This window comes from Candidatus Thioglobus sp. NP1, assembly GCF_003326015.1.
Classification (GTDB): domain Bacteria; phylum Pseudomonadota; class Gammaproteobacteria; order PS1; family Pseudothioglobaceae; genus Pseudothioglobus; species Pseudothioglobus singularis_A.
This window is the reverse complement of the sequence record NZ_CP023860.1, coordinates 384,189-404,038: the sequence shown is the minus strand read 5'-3', so window position 1 is coordinate 404,038 and position 19,850 is coordinate 384,189. Positions and strand designations below refer to the sequence as shown.

Annotated in this window: 15 protein-coding genes; 3 read left to right on the top strand and 12 right to left on the bottom strand. The window is 36.8% G+C overall.

Annotated elements, in window-relative coordinates:
* Positions 1-107 precede the first annotated feature (107 nt).
* Positions 108-2,471 carry a phosphoenolpyruvate synthase gene (ppsA, locus tag CRN91_RS02095; protein ID WP_114114804.1) on the top strand — a complete coding sequence of 788 codons (2,364 nt, stop codon included), beginning with the start codon at positions 108-110 and terminating at the stop codon, positions 2,469-2,471.
* A 17-nt stretch (positions 2,472-2,488) separates the two neighbouring features.
* Positions 2,489-3,301, top strand: coding sequence for a posphoenolpyruvate synthetase regulatory kinase/phosphorylase PpsR (locus tag CRN91_RS02090; RefSeq protein ID WP_114114803.1), 813 nt, complete (start codon positions 2,489-2,491; stop codon positions 3,299-3,301).
* A gap of 33 nt (positions 3,302-3,334) precedes the next feature.
* Here the strand turns inward: CRN91_RS02090 and fdhF are convergent, their stop codons facing one another.
* The 12 genes from fdhF to CRN91_RS02030 all read right to left on the bottom strand — a co-directional run bounded on the left by fdhF (position 3,335) and on the right by CRN91_RS02030 (position 18,506).
* Positions 3,335-6,049, bottom strand: coding sequence for a formate dehydrogenase subunit alpha (gene fdhF / locus CRN91_RS02085; RefSeq protein ID WP_114114802.1), 2,715 nt, complete (start codon positions 6,047-6,049; stop codon positions 3,335-3,337).
* Position 6,050: 1 nt separating this feature from the next.
* The gene (locus tag CRN91_RS02080) at positions 6,051-7,691 is read right to left on the bottom strand and encodes an NADH-ubiquinone oxidoreductase-F iron-sulfur binding region domain-containing protein (RefSeq protein WP_114114801.1); all 1,641 of its coding nucleotides are present in this window, start codon (positions 7,689-7,691) and stop codon (positions 6,051-6,053) included.
* 19 nt (positions 7,692-7,710) lie between these two features.
* Complete coding sequence (gene fdhD, locus CRN91_RS02075) at positions 7,711-8,556, bottom strand: formate dehydrogenase accessory sulfurtransferase FdhD (protein WP_114114800.1); 846 nt, start codon at positions 8,554-8,556, stop codon at positions 7,711-7,713.
* Between the two features lie 3 nt (positions 8,557-8,559).
* On the bottom strand, positions 8,560-10,239 hold the full coding sequence (locus CRN91_RS02070) for a formate--tetrahydrofolate ligase (protein WP_114114799.1): 1,680 nt from the start codon (positions 10,237-10,239) through the stop codon (positions 8,560-8,562).
* Between the two features lie 199 nt (positions 10,240-10,438).
* Entirely contained in the window at positions 10,439-11,986 is a 1,548-nt protein-coding gene (locus CRN91_RS02065; RefSeq protein WP_114114798.1) for a trimethylamine methyltransferase family protein, read from the bottom strand.
* A 20-nt stretch (positions 11,987-12,006) separates the two neighbouring features.
* Positions 12,007-13,947, bottom strand: a complete 1,941-nt coding sequence (locus CRN91_RS02060; RefSeq protein WP_114114797.1) for an ASKHA domain-containing protein — start codon at positions 13,945-13,947, stop codon at positions 12,007-12,009.
* Positions 13,948-13,951: 4 nt separating this feature from the next.
* A complete protein-coding gene (locus tag CRN91_RS02055) occupies positions 13,952-14,362 on the bottom strand; it encodes a GFA family protein (protein WP_114114796.1) in 411 nt (136 codons plus the stop codon).
* Between the two features lie 3 nt (positions 14,363-14,365).
* A complete protein-coding gene (locus tag CRN91_RS02050; RefSeq protein WP_114114795.1) occupies positions 14,366-15,262 on the bottom strand; it encodes a dihydropteroate synthase in 897 nt (298 codons plus the stop codon).
* 17 nt (positions 15,263-15,279) lie between these two features.
* Positions 15,280-16,182, bottom strand: coding sequence for a methylenetetrahydrofolate reductase (locus CRN91_RS02045; RefSeq protein ID WP_114114794.1), 903 nt, complete (start codon positions 16,180-16,182; stop codon positions 15,280-15,282).
* Between the two features lie 76 nt (positions 16,183-16,258).
* Positions 16,259-16,891 carry a DUF1638 domain-containing protein gene (locus CRN91_RS02040; RefSeq protein ID WP_114114793.1) on the bottom strand — a complete coding sequence of 211 codons (633 nt, stop codon included), beginning with the start codon at positions 16,889-16,891 and terminating at the stop codon, positions 16,259-16,261.
* Positions 16,878-17,582, bottom strand: coding sequence for a cobalamin B12-binding domain-containing protein (locus CRN91_RS02035; protein WP_114114792.1), 705 nt, complete (start codon positions 17,580-17,582; stop codon positions 16,878-16,880). Before CRN91_RS02035 ends, CRN91_RS02040 begins: the two co-directional genes overlap by 14 nt.
* A gap of 210 nt (positions 17,583-17,792) precedes the next feature.
* Positions 17,793-18,506, bottom strand: coding sequence for a type 1 glutamine amidotransferase (locus CRN91_RS02030; protein ID WP_114114791.1), 714 nt, complete (start codon positions 18,504-18,506; stop codon positions 17,793-17,795).
* 111 nt (positions 18,507-18,617) lie between these two features.
* Here CRN91_RS02030 and CRN91_RS02025 point away from each other — a divergent pair, with 111 nt between their 5' ends.
* Entirely contained in the window at positions 18,618-19,838 is a 1,221-nt protein-coding gene (locus CRN91_RS02025; RefSeq protein WP_114114790.1) for an MFS transporter, read from the top strand.
* The last annotated feature ends 12 nt before the right edge of the window (positions 19,839-19,850 follow it).

Below are 19,850 nucleotides of genomic sequence, written 5' to 3'. Positions count from 1 at the left end.
AATAAATCATTACATTTTTTATGTATTAAAATTATACTTTTGATAATAAATCTTATTATTACATTTTGTGGCTATATGAAGGTTAATTGTTATCCAAAAGGACTTTAATGAATGAAAATGTAGTTTGGCTTAAAGATGTTGGCATATCTGATGTAGAAAGGGTTGGTGGCAAAAATGCCTCTCTTGGAGAAATGATTAGTGGTCTAAGCTCCCAGGGTGTAAGAGTACCAGGAGGATTTGCAACAACAGCTGAAGCATTTGAATCCTTTTTAAATCATTCAAAACTCAAGCACAAAATAAATACGCTTCTTTTATCACTTGATATTACTGACATTAAAAAGCTTACAGATACCGGTGCACTAATTCGCCAATGGGTTGAAGAAGCACCTTTTCCAGAAGAACTTCAAAACTCAATAGTTGCTAGTTATGAACTATTAACAGAGCAGTATGGATCAGCAGCGACTTTTGCAGTTCGTTCATCAGCTACTGCAGAGGACTTGCCAGAGGCTTCTTTTGCTGGCCAACAAGAAACCTATCTAAATGTATGCGGTATTGAGGATATCTTATTCTCAATTAAAAAAGTATATGCATCTTTATATAATGATAGGGCTATTTCTTATAGGGTTCACCAGGGTTTTGCACATGAAATGGTTTCTCTTTCAGCTGGAATTCAGCAAATGGTTAGAAGTGATATTGGTTCAAGTGGTGTTATGTTTACTCTTGATACTGAGTCTGGTTTTAATGATGTAGTATTTATTACTTCTGCCTATGGTTTAGGAGAAACTGTTGTTCAAGGCTCTGTTAATCCTGATGAATTTTATGTTCATAAAGCTACTCTTAAATCTAAAAAACCTGCAATCTTATCTAGAAGCCTTGGCTCTAAGTCTATAAAAATGGTTTATGCAGATTCCAAATCAAATTCTACAGTCAATACTATCGCTGTAGATAAAGAAGAATCTCTAAAGTTTAGTCTAAATGATAGCCAAATTGAAGAACTTGCCCAATATGCTATCAAGATTGAAGAACATTATGGACGAGCAATGGATATAGAGTGGGCTCTGGATGGCTCTGATGGAAAAATCTATATTGTCCAGGCTAGGCCTGAAACAGTTAAAAGTCGACAAAATTCTCAGCAAATTGAGCGTTATAAACTTACTGAAACCTCTCAAATTCTTATAGAAGGTAGGGCAATAGGTCAGAAAATTGGTGCTGGTAAAACTAGAATAATTAATGATTTATCTGAAATGAGTCTTGTCAACAAAGGTGATGTCCTGGTTACTGATATGACAGATCCTGATTGGGAGCCAGTAATGAAGTTAGCTTCGGCGATAATAACTAATCGAGGTGGTAGAACATGTCATGCTGCGATTATTGCTAGAGAACTTGGTGTTCCTGCTATCGTAGGAACGGGTAATGCAACTGAAGCTCTTAAAAGTATTGATGTTGTTACCGCTTCTTGTGCTGAAGGTGATACTGGCGTTGTCTATAATGGTGCCTTGGAATTTGAACATACATTTTCTGAGGTTAGTGCTCTACCTGAAATACCTGTAAAAATTATGATGAATGTTGGTAATCCATCAAGAGCTTATGATTTTGCTAGTATTCCTAATGCAGGAGTTGGTCTAGCAAGACTTGAGTTTATTATTAACAATACTATTGGAATTCATCCTAAAGCATTGCTAGAGTTAGATGATTTACCAAAAGAACTCAAAGATAATATTTTAAAACGCACCTCTTGCTATAAATCCCCAGTTGATTTTTATGTCGAAAAACTAACTGAAGGTATTTCAACTATTGCCGCTAGTTTTTCTCATTCCCCAGTTATTATTAGAATGTCTGATTTCAAATCTAATGAGTATTCTAACCTTTTTGCTGGAGATATTTACGAACCAGTAGAGGAGAATCCCATGATTGGATTTCGAGGGGCATCTCGATATATTTCTTCTGAGTTTAGAGAATGCTTTGAGCTGGAGTGTAGAGCAATAAAAAAAGTTAGAAATGAAATGGGATTTTATAATGTTGAAATCATGATTCCTTTTGTACGGACTACTAAAGAGGCTTCAAAAGTTATAGAAATTCTTAAAGAGAATGGATTAGAAAGAGGCAAAGATGGGCTCAGAATTATAATGATGTGTGAGCTTCCATCAAATGCAATTATTGCTGATGATTTCTTAGAGTATTTTGATGGTTTTTCTATTGGTTCAAATGATCTTACTCAGCTTACACTTGGAATGGATAGAGATTCTGGCTTAATTGCAGATGGCTTTGATGAAAGAAATGATGCTGTTAAAACAATGATCACTTTGGCAATTGATGCATGTCATCGTCAAGGAAAGTATATTGGAATTTGTGGCCAGGGGCCTTCTGATCATATTGATTTTGCTGAGTGGCTACTTCAACAAAAAATCTCTAGTATTTCATTAAATCCTGATACAGTAGTTGAGACTTGGAATAAGCTTGGTGAACTCTAACAATAATAAATATTAATATGAGAACAGTTTTCTTTATTTCAGATAGAACTGGTATTACAGCTGAAGCATTGGGAAATAGTTTACTTACTCAATTCCCTGAAATAGAATTTAAACGCATCAATCTAGCATTTATTGATAATCTTAAAAAAGCTAAAGAGGCTGCCAAACTTATACAAAAAGCATCTGAAAATGATGGTTTACCAGCTCTGATTTTTAGCACCCAAGTATCAAATGAATATCGAGAATTACTTGAAAATAGTGGTGGTATCATTTTTGATTTCTTTGAAACTTTTATTTCAAAGTTGGAAAATACTCTTGCTACTAAATCTTCTCATGAAATGGGATTATCACATGGAGTTGGAAACAAAAATACTTACTCAGGAAGAATTGATAGTATAAATTTTGCACTAAATAATGATGATGGGCTTAATACAAAAAACTATGAGAATGCCGATATTATTCTAACGGGAGTATCTCGATCTGGAAAAACACCAACATGTTTATTCTTAGCTCTTCAGTATGGCATTTATGCTGCTAATTATCCCTTGATAGAAGAAGATCTTAGTTCTGTTAAACTTCCGAGTATCTTGCAAAAATGTAAGCACAAGCTTTATGGATTAAGTATTAATCCAGTTCGCCTGCAAAATATACGTGATGAACGTCGATCAAATAGTAACTATGCATCAATTGATCAATGTCGAAAAGAGGTCAGAAGAGCTGAAGATATGTTTATTCAAAATGATATTGCATTTATTGATACCAGTCATATTTCAATTGAAGAGATTGCAGGACGTATCCTTCAAAAAAGTAAGCTAGAAAGACGATATTAATTTTTGAAAAACTAAAAGCCTTCGAGAAATCTTCTAAGAAGCCTTCAATACATCAACTGCAACAATCTTGTATTCTGGACACTTTGTTTCCTCATCTGTAACGCCACTAGTAACTTCATTAATTAGCACTTCAGGAAAATGGAAAGTAGTCCTAACTACACCTTTTTTAACTCTATCTGTAACCTCTACATCGAGAGTAACCTCTCCACGGTCTGACTTCAAAGTTGCTCGATCACCAGAGGTGAGATCTTTTGCTTTGGCGTCCTTAGGATTTAGCATAATGACATCCTTAGTTAATATTTTAACGTTTGATGTTCGCCTAGTCATAGTTGCACAGTTATAGTGTTGCAGTTCACGGCTAGTTGTAAGAATAAAGGGGTATTCGTTCTTATGTTTAGTTAGCTCTTCACTTTCTTTCCAATCGTGATAATGAAACTTACCCTTACCTCTCTTGAACTCTCCAATATGAAGTATCTGAGTATCTTCACCTTTTTTATTTACAGGCCACTGCAATCCCATCGGACTAGCTCTCAAACCTTCCCACGTTACACCCTCGAAAAATGATACTACTTTAGATATTTCATTCAAAACAGTCTTAGCATCAAAATCAGGTTGATCAAGGCCTAATTTACGCATCATCTCAACAATTATTTGACCATCTGTTTTTGTTCCTGGAAGAGGATTTACTGCAGCATTAACCTGCTGTATTCGTCTCTCAGTATTCGTAAAGGTACCACTCTTTTCAAGAAAAGTTGTTCCTGGGAGAACTACATCTGCCATCTTAGCAGTTTCACTCATGAAGATTTCTTGAACAACAAGGAGATCAAGTCCTTGCATTGCCTTGACAACATGGTGTGTATTTGGATCTGTCTGAACAACATCCTCTGCAAAAATCCATAAAGCTTTAAGAGTCCCATCGACAGCACCGTCAAACATTTCAGGAATTTTTCTTCCAGGTGTCGTTGGTGTTGGAAGCCCAAGCTTATCTTCATAAAAATCTTGCACTTCTTTTTGATCCATCCATAAGTAACCTGGACCATGATGTGGCTGACAACCCATATCTGCTGCACCTTGAACATTATTTTGACCACGAAGTGGATTAACTCCAACGCCTGGTCGACCAAGATTTCCTGTCATCATTGCTAAATTAGAAATCAGCATAACAGTCTTTGTTCCTTGAGAATGCTCTGTAACTCCTAAGCCATGAAATTCCATAGCATTTTTTGCGGATCCATAAGCAAGAGCTGCAGCTTTTACATCTTCTCTATCTAAGCCACTTATCTCAGCCATTGCGTCAACATCCAGCTCTTTTATTTGTTCTATAAAATCCTCACCACCTTCACAACGTTCTTTAATAAACTCATGATCAACAAGTCCGGCCTCAACGATGAAGTACTGGAACATATTTAATACAGCAACATTAGTTCCTGGCTTAAGTTGCAAGTGATGATCAGCCATACGAGCCAGTTCTGTTCGAACTGGATCAATGACAATAAGTGTTGCCCCAGACATAGCTTGCTGTTTAATTTTCGCACCTGTTACAGGATGAGCAGAAGTTGGATTTGCACCAATAACCATCATTAAGTCAGCTAAAGGAATATCAGCAGTTGAGTTAGTTCCAGCTCCAGTTCCAAAACTCTGCTGCATACCCCAAGCAGTAGGAGAATGACAAACACGAGCACAACAATCAATATTATTTGTTCCAACTAATTGTCTAATCATCTTCTGAAACATGTAATTTTCTTCGTTTGTACATCTTGCAGAGGAAATACCAGCAATTGCATCTGGACCATGATCTTTCTTAATTGATTCAAATTTATCTTTAATAAAGTCTAGAGCTTCATCCCAAGAACAAGGTGTAAGCTCGCCATTTTTTCTGATAAGTGGAGAAGTCAGTCTGTCTTCATGATTATAGAATTTAAATGCATAGCGACCTTTTAAACAAGTATGTCCAGCATTTACACCATCTTGCGGTGCACGGATTGATAAAACCTCATCATTCTTTACCGCTACCTCCAAGTTACAGCCTACACCACAGTATGAACAGGTAGTTCTAACAGTTTTATCAGCCTCAACTGATTTGGATTGGAACACATCAGAGATTGCAGATGTTGGACAAGTTTGAGCACAAGCTCCACATGAAACACATGAAGAATCGCCAAATAACATATCATTATCAGTGGTAATTCTAGACTCAAAACCACGACCAGTCATAGTTAAGGTAAACTGACCTTGAACCTCATCACAAGCACGAACGCATCTTGAGCAGTTAATACATTTAGAAAGGTCCATGCGCATATAGGCATGTGATAAATCTTTTTCACGATCGATATGATTATCTCCTTTTGCATATCGTATTTTCCTAACACCAACACTAGCTGCTACATCTTGGAGTTGGCAATTGCCGTTTACTTCACATGTAAGACACTCAGGTGGGTGATCACTTAATACTAACTCTACAATGTTCTTACGAAGTTTTTTAACACTATCAGAATTTGTAAAAATACGCATACCTGGACTAATTGGAGTATGGCATGATGCAACTGTTCTTTTTGGCCCATCTTCGGACTGTTGAACTTCAACTGAACAAACTCGACAAGCACCGTATGGCTGCAAATTATCATCATTACAGAGTGTCGGAATAATCTTATCTCCTAAGGCCTTATCAGTAAATGCTAATATTGAACTTGAGTCATCAAAAGGGAACTCAACATTATCAATAAATACGCCTTGTGGCTTGTCTGCCATACTATTTCTCCATCAAAGGTTTAAACTCGTCAGAACAATATTCGAGTAAATTTTTAATTGCAAGGGGAAGTCCTCCACCTAAAGCACATAGCGAGCCAACTTCCATTGTTTGTAATAAATCATGAATAAGTTCTTCCGAAAACTTAATATCTTCCTCAAGTGCAGATTCTAACATTTCTTTGCCTCGAGTTGACCCTAATCGACATGGAAAGCACTTACCGCATGATTCATGAGCAGTGAATGCGAATAGATGTTTTGCGTATTCTACAGCCGAGAATGACTTAGGAATACACACAAAACTTGCATGCCCAAGAAGAAATCCTTTTTCAGAAAAATCTTCAAAGTCTAGTGTTAAGGTCTTCAGTATATTTACTGGAACAATCCCTCCCAATGGACCACCAATCTGAATAGCCTTAATATCATCATTAAATCCACCACCAATTTCATCAATAATATAACTTACTGGAGTACCTAAATCTACTTCATAAAGACCAGGATTATTGAAATAACCATCTAAAGAGACTAATTTAGTTCCTAAGGATCTGCCATTTCCAATATTCTTGTAGGACTCACTACCAAGTTTAAATATTGCTGCAACTGCCGCTAAGCTTTCAACATTATTAACTACAGTTGGTTTCTTGTATAAACCCTCAACTACAGGAAATGGAGGACGAACATCTACCTCAGCACGACGACCCTCAATGGAAGCTATTAACGCAGTTTCTTCTCCACAAATATATGCCCCTTGACCTTCAACAACATTCATATCAAAGTCAAAACCAGTTCCTAATATATTGTCACCCAAAAGGTTTAGTTCCCGTAATTTTTCTAAAGAATCATTTGTAATAGTAATTGATTCAGGATACTCACCCCTAATATATAAAAAACCCTGCCTTGAGCCAATAATATAGGCACAGATTACCATTCCAAATAAAACTTTTAATGGCTGCTCTTCTAAAAGATATCTATCTGAAAAAGCCCCAGGATCGCCTTCATCAGCATTACACACTACATATTTAGCAGAAGCCTCCTGAGCCTGACAAAACTCCCACTTCATTCCTGTAGGAAAGCCAGCACCGCCTCTGCCGCGTAGGCCAGAATCTTTTAATGAAGCAATCAAATCCTCTTTTTTTGTTTCAAAACATGTTTGAAGTAAGTCTTTAAAGTGATCATAGGTAGAAAGAACATCTTCTTCAACCAAAAAAGGTGTCTTTGAAAACGACTTCATTTCATAAGCTTGACTGGTATGTTTTCCAGCAATAATCTGATCTAATTTGTTTATATCATCGCCAGAATAGTTTTCACCATTATAGAAAAAAGCACTATTTTCATAACACCTTCCAAGGCAAATCATTTCCCCAACATTACCTTCACCAAATTTATTGTTTAGCTTATCTGAAACATCATCTTGGGTTCCCCTGCACATACAAGCACTTCCAGTACAAACGTAGGCTTTCTTACTTTTGAAATCTTCACTGAGAAAGTCATAGAAACTCTTGGCACTATGAACAGTAGAAACGCCCAAATTATATTCAGCCGCAAGCACGGAATCACTAGCCTCATTGGGACTAACTGAAATCTTTCCAAACAAGCTATTCTTATCGTCCTTTTTTCCAGACAATAAACTAATATTTCTAGACATTTACCCTCCTAAATGCTTTCTACTTAATGCGCCAAGCGCCAGTGTATATATTATATTTATTTTTTTTGATAAAACCTACTAATGTAATATCAAATTTTCTTGCTAAATCTAGTGCTAGTGAGGTTGGTGCTCCAATACCCACTATCATTCCTACCCTAGACATTAATGCTTTTTGGATAATATCAAAACCCAGACGACCTGAGCACATTATAAATTGCTCAAGAGGGTTCAACATATCATTACACCTTACATAACCAATTAATTTATCAAGCGCATTATGCCTTCCTACATCCTCAGCTAAATGAAAAACCTCTCCACTCATACCTACTAATGCACTTGCATGGACTCCACCAGTGTTTGCAAACTGTTCCTGTCTCTCTCTTAATAAATTTGGTAACTCCGTAATCAGCGCTCTATCAACCAATGGACCTTTTTTATCAATATCTGGCTCATAAGCAATTTCAATAGCATTTAAAGTTCCTTTTCCACAAACGCCACAACTTGAATTAACCATAAAATGCCGCTGCAGATTTTTTAGATCCAATTGATTACCTTTTTTTAGAGTAACAATTAAAGAGTTATTTACATCATATTTTCCTTTATTCTCACCATTTACTTCAATCTTATCAATTGCTTCCTTATCCTGAATAATTCCCTCAGAAAACAGGAGACCACTAACCAAAGATTCATCATCGCCAGGAGTTCTCATTGTTACCATAAGTGGCTCTAGTATCCATTCACGCCCCTTGTAATATCGAATAGCTATTTCAAGTGGCTCTTCAATTGCGATACAATCACTAGATTCTAGAAGGTTCAAATCTTCCACCTTATGAATCTCATAGTTAACTGTTTCGATAACTGACATATTTTAAAAAAGTCCTTGTACTAAGCCATTCTCATCCAACTTAATTTTATCTGCAGCAGGAACTCTTGGCAATCCAGGCATGGTCATAATTGCACCACATACAACAACTACAAATTCAGCGCCCGCCGAAAGCCTTACTTCTCTGATTGACATAGAGTGGCCAGAAGGTGCGCCTAATAATTGAGGATCCGTTGAAAAACTGTATTGAGTTTTAGCGATACAAACTGGAAGATGGCCGAAGCCATTATCTTGATACCAATTAAGTTGATCCCGAACTGTCTTATCCGCTAGAACTTCATCAGCGTGATAGAGGTTTTTGGCTACTGTTTCAACTTTTTCTAAAAGTGGCATCTCATCATCATACAACGTTTTAAATTGAGAAGCGCCTGAGTCAGCAAGTTTAACAACTTTCTCTGCAAGATCAATAGCGCCATCACCACCGTGTTCCCAGTGACTTGTAACACTTACTTCAACATTGAATTCTTCACAATAGTCTCTAATGACCTGGAATTCTGCATCAGTATCAGTAACAAATTTATTTATACCAACAACAAGTGGTACACCAAATTGACTAAGATTGCGAATGTGTCTGCCCAGGTTTATACAGCCTGCAGCAAGCGCTTTGGTATTTTCCTTATTTAAGTCAGCTTTGGCGACACCTCCTTGATGTTTAAGGGCTCGAACAGTGGCTACCAAAACAACTGCATCAGGAGCAAGGCCTGCTTTGCGACATTTAATATCAAAGAATTTTTCAGCACCTAAGTCAGCACCAAAACCAGCTTCTGTAACCACATAGTCTGATAGTTTAAGAGCAGTTTTAGTTGCAATTACAGAGTTACAACCATGGGCGATATTTGCAAAAGGTCCGCCATGAATTAAGGCAGGATTACCCTCTAAAGTTTGAACCAGATTGGGTCTAAAAGCATCTTTGAGGAGAACTGTCATTGCTTGGTGGGCATTGATTTGTTTTGCTCGAACTGGCGTCTTATCTCGAGTATAAGCAATAATGATATTGCCAAGTCTTTCCTCCAGCTCTTTCAAATCTTGAGATAAGCAAAATATAGCCATTACCTCTGAAGCAACTGTTATGTCGAATCCATCCTCACGAGGGTAGCCATTTGTGGAGCCACCAAGTGAGGAGGTAATTGTACGAAGTGACCTATCATTCATATCGACCACTCTTCGAAATGTAACTTTTCTACTATCAATATTAGTAGAATTGCCCCAATAAATATGATTATCAATCATCGCAGATAGCAGACTATGGGCAGATGTAATAGCATGAAAATCACCAGTGAAATGTAGATTAATGTCTTCCATTGGAATAACCTGAGCAAAACCGCCACCAGCAGCTCCACCCTTCATACCAAAACATGGCCCTAAACTTGGCTCACGCAAACAAACTGTAGTCTGCCTACCAATCTTATTCAGCCCATCAGTTAGCCCAACAGAGGTAGTTGTTTTACCTTCCCCAGCTGGCGTAGGAGTAACTGCAGTTACTAAAATAAGCTTTCCATCACTATTCTTTTGAACACCATCAATAGCATTCCAAGAGATCTTGGCCTTATCGTGACCAAAAGGAACTAAATCATCCTTATTAATTTTAAGCTTAGCTCCTATTTCATTGATATGCTCACCCGTAACACCTCTAGCAATATCAATATCTGTCTTATACTCACTCATTTTTTCTCCTAAATATGCATAAAATTATAAAAAGTGAATAGGTTTTCAACACTTGAAAACTGTTTATTCAAGTGGAGAAAAAACTATCAAATTCAATCTATAAATTATAGTCGGCAACATTATCTAACAAATTCAATTAAATATTGATAATTAAATTCGTTAAATCTTGAATTATACTAAATACCAAATTTAGTTTTTTTTAGATATTAGAATCTTCAAAACTATCTTTACGATCTTTGATATAAGCCAATAAAGCCTCATCTACAGCTGGATCAAGTGGAGGAAGCTCATATTCTGAAAGCATTTTTTTATATATTTCATTTGCAATCATTGCTGTATCCTTTGAGCCATCCTGAACCCATTTTTCAAAACTATTATCATCAAGAACATCTGACATGTAAAAAGCAGTCTTGAAATTCTTCTTAGTATGCTCACAGCCTAAAAAATGCTTAGGTGTATCGTCTGGAAAACTGCCAATTTCACGAATCGCGTCCATTGCTTGGCCATTTTCAGTCATATCAATGCCTTCTGCAGAAACTCTCATCATCCCTGCTTGATCAGCATCCATTATGAATTTCTCATAACTCATACAGAGCCCACCTTCTAACCATCCAGCAGTATGTAGATTAAAATTAACACTTGCATTTAAGGTTGCTTGCATAGTATTAGCAGCCTCATAGCCTGCTTGAGCATCAGGCATCTTTGCACCATTAAAACCACCACCACTTCTAAATGGAACACCCAATCTTCTTGCTAGTGCTCCAGAAATATTCATCATGTGTGCTGCCTCAGGGGTTCCAAATGTAGGAGCACCCGATTTCATAGACATTGCAGTTACAAAATTACCATAAATAACTGGTGTACCAGGCCTTAGAATTTGGGCAAATGCCATACCCGCCATACCCTCTGCAAGACTCTGCGCTGCAACACCTACAGCAGTTGTTGGTGCCATAGCGCCTGCTACAATAAAAGGCGTTACAATTGTTGCCTGGTTATTTCGTGCATACACTTTAAGGGCACCAAGCATTGTGGCATCAAATGACATTGGAGAGCTAGCATTAATCAAACTGATTAATACGCAATTTTTATCAACAAATTCATCACCAAATACTATTTTAACCATATCAACTGTATCCTGAGCTCTTTCAGCTGCTGTAACAGACCCCATGAAAGCTTTATCTGAGTATTTGATATGACTATAAACCATATCAAAATGGCGCTTATTTACTGGAATATCTACTGGTTCACAAATAGTTCCACCAGAATGATGGATATTATCTGACATATAAGCAAGTTTTATAAAATTCCTAAAGTCTTCTATAGTTGCATAACGTCGTCCCTCATCAAGATCATGAACAAATGGCGGGCCATAAGCAGGGACTAAAACCATATTGTCACCCCCAATTTCAACGTTTCTCTCAGGATTACGAGCATATTGAGTAAACTGTCTTGGGGCATTGTCTTGAATTAGTTTACGGCACATTCCTTTTGGAAATCTAACTCTCTCTCCATCAATACTAGCACCAGCTTTTTCAAGTATATCAAGAGCTTCTTGGTCTTCAGAAAAAATAATACCAATCTCTTCTAATATCGTATCGGCATTTTCTTCAATAATACTAAGATCTTCATCACTTAGAATACTATAGTGTGGTATTTTTCGTTTAATGTAAGCTGGCGCTTTAGGAACACCCTGCGCTTCAGATCCATCAGCTGATCCACCCCTACGTCTTCTTCTTTCTCTTGCCATTAAACTTCTCCTTAATAAACCTAAGACACTCTTTTTCGGCGTCTAACTTTTTTGGTTTCTTGTTGTTTGATAGGTGACACACTAAACTTCATAGCATCAACAAAATACTCTTGAAATTTTGGTTCAGTTGCAGTCTCAATTTTTACAACTTTATCAACTGCATCAATTATTATTTTACGTTTATTTACATCTAATAATGCTGCACTTGCTCCAACACCAGCAGCATTACCAACAGAAATAATTTTTTCTGCAGTTGAAGTTGGAATAATATCCAAAAGAGCGACATACCTAGCATCTAAATGAGCACCAAAAGCTCCAGCTAACAATACTTTATCAAACTCATTGCACTTTAGATAATCCATTAAGATTGATACGCCTGCAGACAAAGCGGCCTTTGCTAATTGAATGGAACGAATATCTACTTGCTCGACATAAATTGATTTCTCACCTTGATCAACTAATAAAAAGCGAGAGGTATTGCCTTTTTTTGAAAAAAGTTCTGGAGCAATTGATTCTACAAAAAGCCCAGTTTGATCAATAATCCCTGCCTCAGCAAAAGCAACAATTGCCTCTATAATCCCACTTCCACATATACCAACAGCATGCATTTTAAGCATTTCATAATCTGGCTCATCTGACCAAGCATCACAACCGATCACCTTAAATCTAACCTTTAGAGTATCTTTATCTATTCTTACTCGTTCGATAGCTCCATAAGTTGCTCTAACTCCTGAACTAATTTCAGCTCCTTCAAAAGCTGGACCTGTTGGAGAAGAGGTAGCATACACCTGACCTTCTTTTGCGAGCATAATTTCTGCATTTGTACCAATATCAACCAACAAAGTTGTTTCGGAATGCATTGTATCCATTTGACTAAGGTAAGCTGCAGCAGTATCTGCCCCAACATGCCCTGCAATAAGGGGTAAAAATGATAATCTAGTTTTAGGATGTAAATCAAAATCTAAATCTTTTGCATCAACATCAAGCCAGCTGCGTATTGATAATGTGAATGGAGCTTGACCAAGTTCAACAGGTGAAATACCAAAAAATATATGATGCATAATTGGGTTACCAACCAAAACAACCTCTAATAGTTTATCCCACTCAATTTCTAGATTTTCACAAGCCTCATGGAGCATCTCAGTGATTTTGGTTCTTACAGCAGTAGTTAGTTTTTCATCACCCCCCTTATTCATCATGACATAAGAAACTCTGCTCATTAAATCCTCACCAAAACGAATTTGTGGATTCATTGAGGAAGATTCAAATACTAATTCACCATCTTTTAAATCATATACATAGAGAGCTAAAGTTGTAGAGCCAATATCTATTGCACCACCAAATACCTTGTGATTCCCTGGAGGATAGGCCGCAACAATTTGATTTTTATCCCGAACGGCAACTGTGAGACTTCCCTTTGTTTCATGAATAAGTGGCTGCAGTCCCCTCAATAGATTAAAGTCAATTGTTGCATTAATACCCTGTTTTTCAAGCTGAGCCAATAGGTTTTCAGAGGCTGAAGGATTTTCATCTAGCGTTGATTCTTCAAGAGTGCAATCTATAAGAGTTATTGAGCTTGAAATAGAGTAATCTTGTTTCGAATTTTTTTTGCTTATATAAGCTTTGTGCTCTTGACTATCTTCAGGTACGTCAATTACTAAGTCACCTTGAATACATGTTTGGCAAGCTAATCGCTTACCTTTATAACTTGGATTATCAATGATTAATTGCCTTTCAAGACTCGTGATACCACTAACATTTTCAGGCTTGCAATCAACTCCAAATTTAGGGTGTGAGCCTTCTGAAACTTCAATCCAGCATTGATGGCACTGACCATAACCACCACACAATGAACGAATAGCAACGCCAGCATCTTGGGCAACTTGCAACAAAGTATCTCCAGCTTCGCCTTTATATTGGCGACCTGACGGGGTAAAACAAACTTGCTGGACATCTTCCATAATACTACTCCGAACTCCCTACCATATCATCATAGCCTTCACTTTGAGGCTCATCAGAGTTAATATTATAATAACATCCTTTTTCATCAGTAAATATATGGTGGCAGGTACCCAGTTCTTTAGAATCTTCGATACTTCCTGCTGTAACGCTTATAGTAGGCTTATTATCATTTTGCCAAAACATATTCGCTCCACAATTATCACAAAAACCGTGCCTTGAACCTTCATGAGTATAAAACCATTTTATCTTACCCTTGATTTTAATATTCTCTCTACTTACTTGAGATGCAGCCATGAAGTGTCCTGTCATCTTTCGACACTGCACACAATGGCAATATGATATGTCATTCAAATCAAAAGCTATATAAGAAGTCAATCCACAAACACAAGATCCCTTATACTCAATGCCAGACATAAGCTATGCGCGTCTTCTTCTGCGCCTTTCCTCTTTGGGATTACTTCCTTCGGCTGCAGGCTCTCTATAGGAACTTATCCAAGTAGTACATCCATCATCAACGCCAGTAAGCACATCTCCAGCTCGAATTGCTTGGACCAATTCTGGATGCAATGGATTTACAATAGCAGAAGTCATTCCTGCTGCAATAAGCATAGGTAAAAAAGCATTATTAATACCGTTTCGTTGCGGTAATCCAAAACTAACATTTGATGCTCCACAGGTTGTATTAACTTTTAACTCATTACGAAGTTTTCTTACAAGCTCAAAAACTTGGTTACCAGCTTGAGAAATCGCTCCAATTGGCATAACCAAAGGATCTACAACAACATCTTGTGGCTTGATGCCATAATCCGCAGCATGCTCAACGATTTTTTTTGCAACCTTAAATCTCTCATTAGGATCCTCACTAATTCCAGTTTCATCGTTGGAAATTGCTACAACAGCAGCATCATACTTTTTCACTAATGGCAGTACCCTTTCTAAAACTTCAGTTTCACCCGTGACAGAATTCACTAGCGCTCTTCCCTGATATGCAGCAAGTCCAGATGCAAGGGCCTCTATAATTGAAGAGTCGATTGAAATTGGCACATCAACGACTTCTTGAACTCGCCTTATAGATTCAGCTAATATCGCTGGCTCATCTGCTAAAGGGATTCCTGCATTAATATCTAACATTTGTGCACCAGCAGCAACTTGGGCAATAGCATCTGCTATAACTCTTGAATAATCGCCTTCTTTCATTTCTGCAGCCAAAATTTTTCTTCCAGTTGGATTTATTCTCTCACCAATCATTACGAAAGGATGGCCAAAACCAATTGTTACCTCTTTAGTTGCAGATGATAATGTTGTTGTTGCCAATTTACTTACTCCTATTGTTAATTATTTTTTGCATTATTAATCCAAGTCGCATTGGTATTTATTCCACCTAAAGGAAAAAAGTGAATATTAGTTATATTAAAGCTTGGATTTGTTTTTTTATGTAGCGCTAAAGTTTCTAAAAAGTCATTTGGTTCAAACGGTAATAATAATTTTTTTATATCTTTTGCTCTTTTTTGGAGAACTCTTAAAGAAGGGCCAACTCCACAAGCAATTGAAAACTTTATTAAAGTTTGCAGTTTTGCAGGTCCAGCTACTCCAATGTGTATAGGAATATTAATGCCATTTTCGATCAGCGAATTCGCCCACTGAATTACTGGATCTGCCTCAAAACAAAACTGTGTTGTTATTGCTAGATCAATATCAGAGCGCTCACTATAACTTTGTTTCCATATCAAAGCTTCATCAATATTTTTAGTTGAGCCGTCATAATCAATATCTTTATTACCCTCAGGATGACCAGCAAAGTGAAGGTTTTTAAAATTATATTTTTCAAAAAGTTCTGTTTCAACCAACTGCATCGAATTTTTAAAATCTCCATGAGGTGAGACTACTCCTCCTGCCAAAAGTAAAGCTTGATCAACTCCTGCCTCATCTTGATACATTTTTATCCACTGTTCTAGGATATTTTTATTTTTGATTATACGAGCTGGAAAATGAGGCATTACTGCAAATCCTTCACTACTTATTCGTTTCGCTGTTTGCACCATCTCTTCAATTGGTACACCCTCAATGTGGGCAATATATACTCTGGTATTTTTTGGAAGAATTTCTGTAAAGCTTTCAATTTTTGCAGAGGTGCGAGGCATAACTTCAATGGAAAAATCAGTCAGAAAATCCTTAAGTTCATTACTAACTTTTGTATCTTCTTTAGCTGCTGCAAATGGGTTTAGTAATGACATTTCTTTAGTTCCAATAAGTTGCTATTTTTTTAATAAATATTTTGAACATATTTTTACTTTTAATCTATTATTAAATTTATAAAGATTGAATATCTATTTCATCAAAAACTGAATTTAGATCCCCTGTTCCTACAAGTCTATATTCATAATCAAAACCAAAATCCTTGGCATACTGCTTAGCGTCTTTTTGCCATTGCTCATTTTCAGTTTGCGCTAAATATACCAGTTTTTTATAATGCTCAAAGTAAACTTCAAAAAGCTCAGGATGTTTATCAAGACCTAGACCTTTAATCATAATTCTATGAAAGTTTTTAACTAGATAATCTGTTAAATAAAAAGTCCCTAACTCTTCTTCTGATAACTGTTCAAAAACCTCAGAGCCAGCAAAAAATTCGTAGCAATGAGCTCCATCAATTCGCTTTGCGTCATATTTCTCTATCACTCTATCAAGAGCACCCCCTGTTCCACAATCAGCATAGGCGATATAAATATCCTCATAAAGATGTGCATTCTCAGATAAGTAATCTTCAACTCCTGGTGCTATTAATTGGGGTGAGTTATGCCAACTTGCTGGTAAACACTGCAAATTAACTTTTTCTGATAAAGTGGGGTTTTGTTTTATTAATCTAAGAAGGTCATATACTAGTGCACCGCAGCCTAAAACTAATCTTTTTTTAGCTTTATCTGAATTTTTCTTATCGATGACCACGCTTTTTATCCATACCACGTACGTACTCTTCAGCCATTTCAGCACTTCGAGCAGCGTCACGTCCATAGGCAGGAACACCAATTGAATCTGCAAATTCTTGATTCAGAGGAGCACCTCCACACATTATATGTGTATCTTTACGCATACCTCTTTTTTCCATCTCTTCAACAACAACACCCATATAAGGCATAGTTGTCGTTAAAAGTGCAGACATACCCACAATAACAGGTTCATGCTCATCAATAGCTTCAAGATAGTTTTCAACTGGATTATTAATACCTAAATTAATAACCTCAAAACCTGCACCTTCACACATCATTGCAACTAGGTTTTTACCAATATCATGAATGTCACCTTTAACAGTTCCAATTACAAACTTACCTAAAGAAGTGTCTTCAGCTGATTCAGCCAGAATAGGTCTTAAGATTTTCATACCACCCTTCATCGCGCCAGCACACTTCAAAACCTCTGGGACGAATAAAATACCATCACGGAAATCCACACCTACGATTTTCATACCACCAACTAGTGCCTCACCCAATACATCATTTGCATCCCAACCACGATTAAGGAGTATATTAGTGCCTTCAGTAACCTCTGCATCTAGACCATCATAAAGGTCATCTTGAATTTGTTCTACAAGCTCTTTATCATCTAAATCATTTAAATCAAAATCTTCTTCTTCACTCATGATAATTCCTTCAAAAAAATTTGTAATTTAGGCTACTAAAAACCCGAAAGATACCTTGATTTATTTTCGGTGTCAATCATTAAATTTACATTTGAAAAAATTTATACAATTTGTATGACTTTTTAGAACCGATTTCCCTTTAGAGTAATGGTGTTTAGAGCTATATATTTTTTAAAAAAATGGCATAAATAACAAAACCTTTATAGGCAATTAAACGAAAGAATGCATAAAGTTTTCATAAATTTGTTTGGCACAACTCAGACATTGATTCATATTTTTATCTGTATTTTTTTTAAGACCTAATAATGCATCATTTCCTAGTGTATTTGTAAGTGCCTCAGCATACTCGGGAATTGCCCCCCAATTATCTACTGTATCTGGCTCAATCTCAACATGATATTGCATTGACCAAGCATTTTCTCCAATTCTCATTGCCTGAACTGAGCATACATCTGACTTAGCTAAGATAACTGCTCCCTCTGGAGCCTGAGCAACTTTTACTGAGTGCCACTGAAGGCACTTCTGAGAATGGGCTGTTCCTTTAAGAAGTGGATCTTGTTTTCCTGCTTCAGTAAGTTCAATTTCAAGTACACCAATTTCTGGTATTTTCTGGGGTCCACATGTACCCCCAAGGGCATCTGCAAGTAACTGGTGGCCAAGACAAAGACCTAAGTATGGTTTTCTTAGATCACTTACCCATTCTCTAATTGCTGCTTTTTCATCAATAAGCCATGGATACTCCTCAACATCCCAAACATCCATTGGGCCTCCCATAACCCAGAGTGCATCATAATTATCGAAACTAGGAATCTTATCACCTCGATGCAAATAAATAGCATCCCACTCAACCCCATCATCAGCCAAGAACTTTCTGAGTGAGCCTGGATGTTCACAATCAACGTGTTGAAAAACAAGTATTCGCACCTCTTAACTCCTAACTTAATATTAACATTTATAAGGTTATATTAATACTAATATAGGAGCCCGTCAAATAATTATGGTTATACTGTCGATAGTTTTAAAGTTAATATAAAAATGCAACAATATAGAAAATTATTCAGTATTGCTATCATTCTAGCTTGCGTTCTTCTAGCTATTAATTTTGGATTTAGATCTTCACTTGGTCTATTCTTAAAACCTGTTTCAGAAACATTTGGATATGGACGGGAAATTTTTGCATTCTCTTTGGCACTTCAAAATCTATTGTGGGGATTATCTCAACCATTGGCTGGAGCCTTTGCAGATAAGTTTGGGACTACAAGAGTTATAGTTGTTGGTTCTATTCTCTATTCTCTAGGACTTTATGTTACAGCTACTGCTGATAGCTTCATCAGTCTTCACATAGGAGCTGGAATACTAATAGGGATGGGAATTGCAGGTACAGGATTAGGTGTTGTTCTTCCAGCTATGGCAAGAATGGTTAGGCCTGAAAGAAGAGCCTTTGCTCTTGGTGTTGGAACTGCTGCTGGTTCTGCTGGACAATTCTTTTTTATACCTGTAGCCAGGGAATTTCTTGTTGCTTATGGCTGGCAAATTGCACTTATAATTATGGCGGTTGGTGCTCTATCAATGATTCTTTTTGCTCCTGTATTTAGGGGTGACGCTAAAAGTAATATTAATATTGACAATGAACCAGCTCAAAACCTTAAAGAAGCACTAAGTGAAGCATCAAACCATATTCATTACTGGCTTCTAATTGCAGGATTCTTTGTTTGTGGATTTCAACTAGCATTTATTACTGTTCACATGCCCTCTTACCTAGCAGATAAAGGCTTTGATAGTTCTATTGCAGCGATAAGCTTATCAATTATTGGTCTATGTAATATTGTAGGATCTTTAGTTTCTGGTCATCTTTCTGGTATTTACTCAAAAAAATGGATACTTACGTTTATTTATGCAGCTAGGTCCATTGTTATAGTTTTATTTCTTATTATTCCAATCTCAACACTAACAATTTATGCATTCTCTTTTGCAACTGGATTACTCTGGCTTGCTACAGTTCCACCTACCTCAGGATTAGTAGCTCAGATGTTCGGCTTAAGGTTTATGGGGACCCTTTATGGTATTGTATTTCTTAATCATCAGATAGGATCATTTACTGGTGTATGGCTTGGAGGATACCTTTTTGATACAACCGGATCATATAATCAAGTATGGTGGTGGGCAGCTATTATTGCAGCTATTACTGCAATAATTCATGTCTTTATCGATGAGCGTCCAATAAAAAGATTAAGAATGGCCACTGAAGTGCATTAAAAGCTCAAAAAA

What these genes read in the sequence shown, in the direction of transcription:
- ppsA (WP_114114804.1), top strand. Translation starts at nt 108, where the DNA reads ATGAATGAAAATGTAGTTTGGCTTAAAGATGTTGGCATATCTGATGTA.
- CRN91_RS02090 (WP_114114803.1), top strand. Translation starts at nt 2,489, where the DNA reads ATGAGAACAGTTTTCTTTATTTCAGATAGAACTGGTATTACAGCTGAA.
- fdhF (WP_114114802.1), bottom strand. Translation starts at nt 6,049, where the DNA reads ATGGCAGACAAGCCACAAGGCGTATTTATTGATAATGTTGAGTTCCCT.
- CRN91_RS02080 (WP_114114801.1), bottom strand. Translation starts at nt 7,691, where the DNA reads ATGTCTAGAAATATTAGTTTATTGTCTGGAAAAAAGGACGATAAGAAT.
- fdhD (WP_114114800.1), bottom strand. Translation starts at nt 8,556, where the DNA reads ATGTCAGTTATCGAAACAGTTAACTATGAGATTCATAAGGTGGAAGAT.
- CRN91_RS02070 (WP_114114799.1), bottom strand. Translation starts at nt 10,239, where the DNA reads ATGAGTGAGTATAAGACAGATATTGATATTGCTAGAGGTGTTACGGGT.
- CRN91_RS02065 (WP_114114798.1), bottom strand. Translation starts at nt 11,986, where the DNA reads ATGGCAAGAGAAAGAAGAAGACGTAGGGGTGGATCAGCTGATGGATCT.
- CRN91_RS02060 (WP_114114797.1), bottom strand. Translation starts at nt 13,947, where the DNA reads ATGGAAGATGTCCAGCAAGTTTGTTTTACCCCGTCAGGTCGCCAATAT.
- CRN91_RS02055 (WP_114114796.1), bottom strand. Translation starts at nt 14,362, where the DNA reads ATGTCTGGCATTGAGTATAAGGGATCTTGTGTTTGTGGATTGACTTCT.
- CRN91_RS02045 (WP_114114794.1), bottom strand. Translation starts at nt 16,182, where the DNA reads ATGTCATTACTAAACCCATTTGCAGCAGCTAAAGAAGATACAAAAGTT.
- CRN91_RS02035 (WP_114114792.1), bottom strand. Translation starts at nt 17,582, where the DNA reads ATGAGTGAAGAAGAAGATTTTGATTTAAATGATTTAGATGATAAAGAG.
- CRN91_RS02025 (WP_114114790.1), top strand. Translation starts at nt 18,618, where the DNA reads ATGCAACAATATAGAAAATTATTCAGTATTGCTATCATTCTAGCTTGC.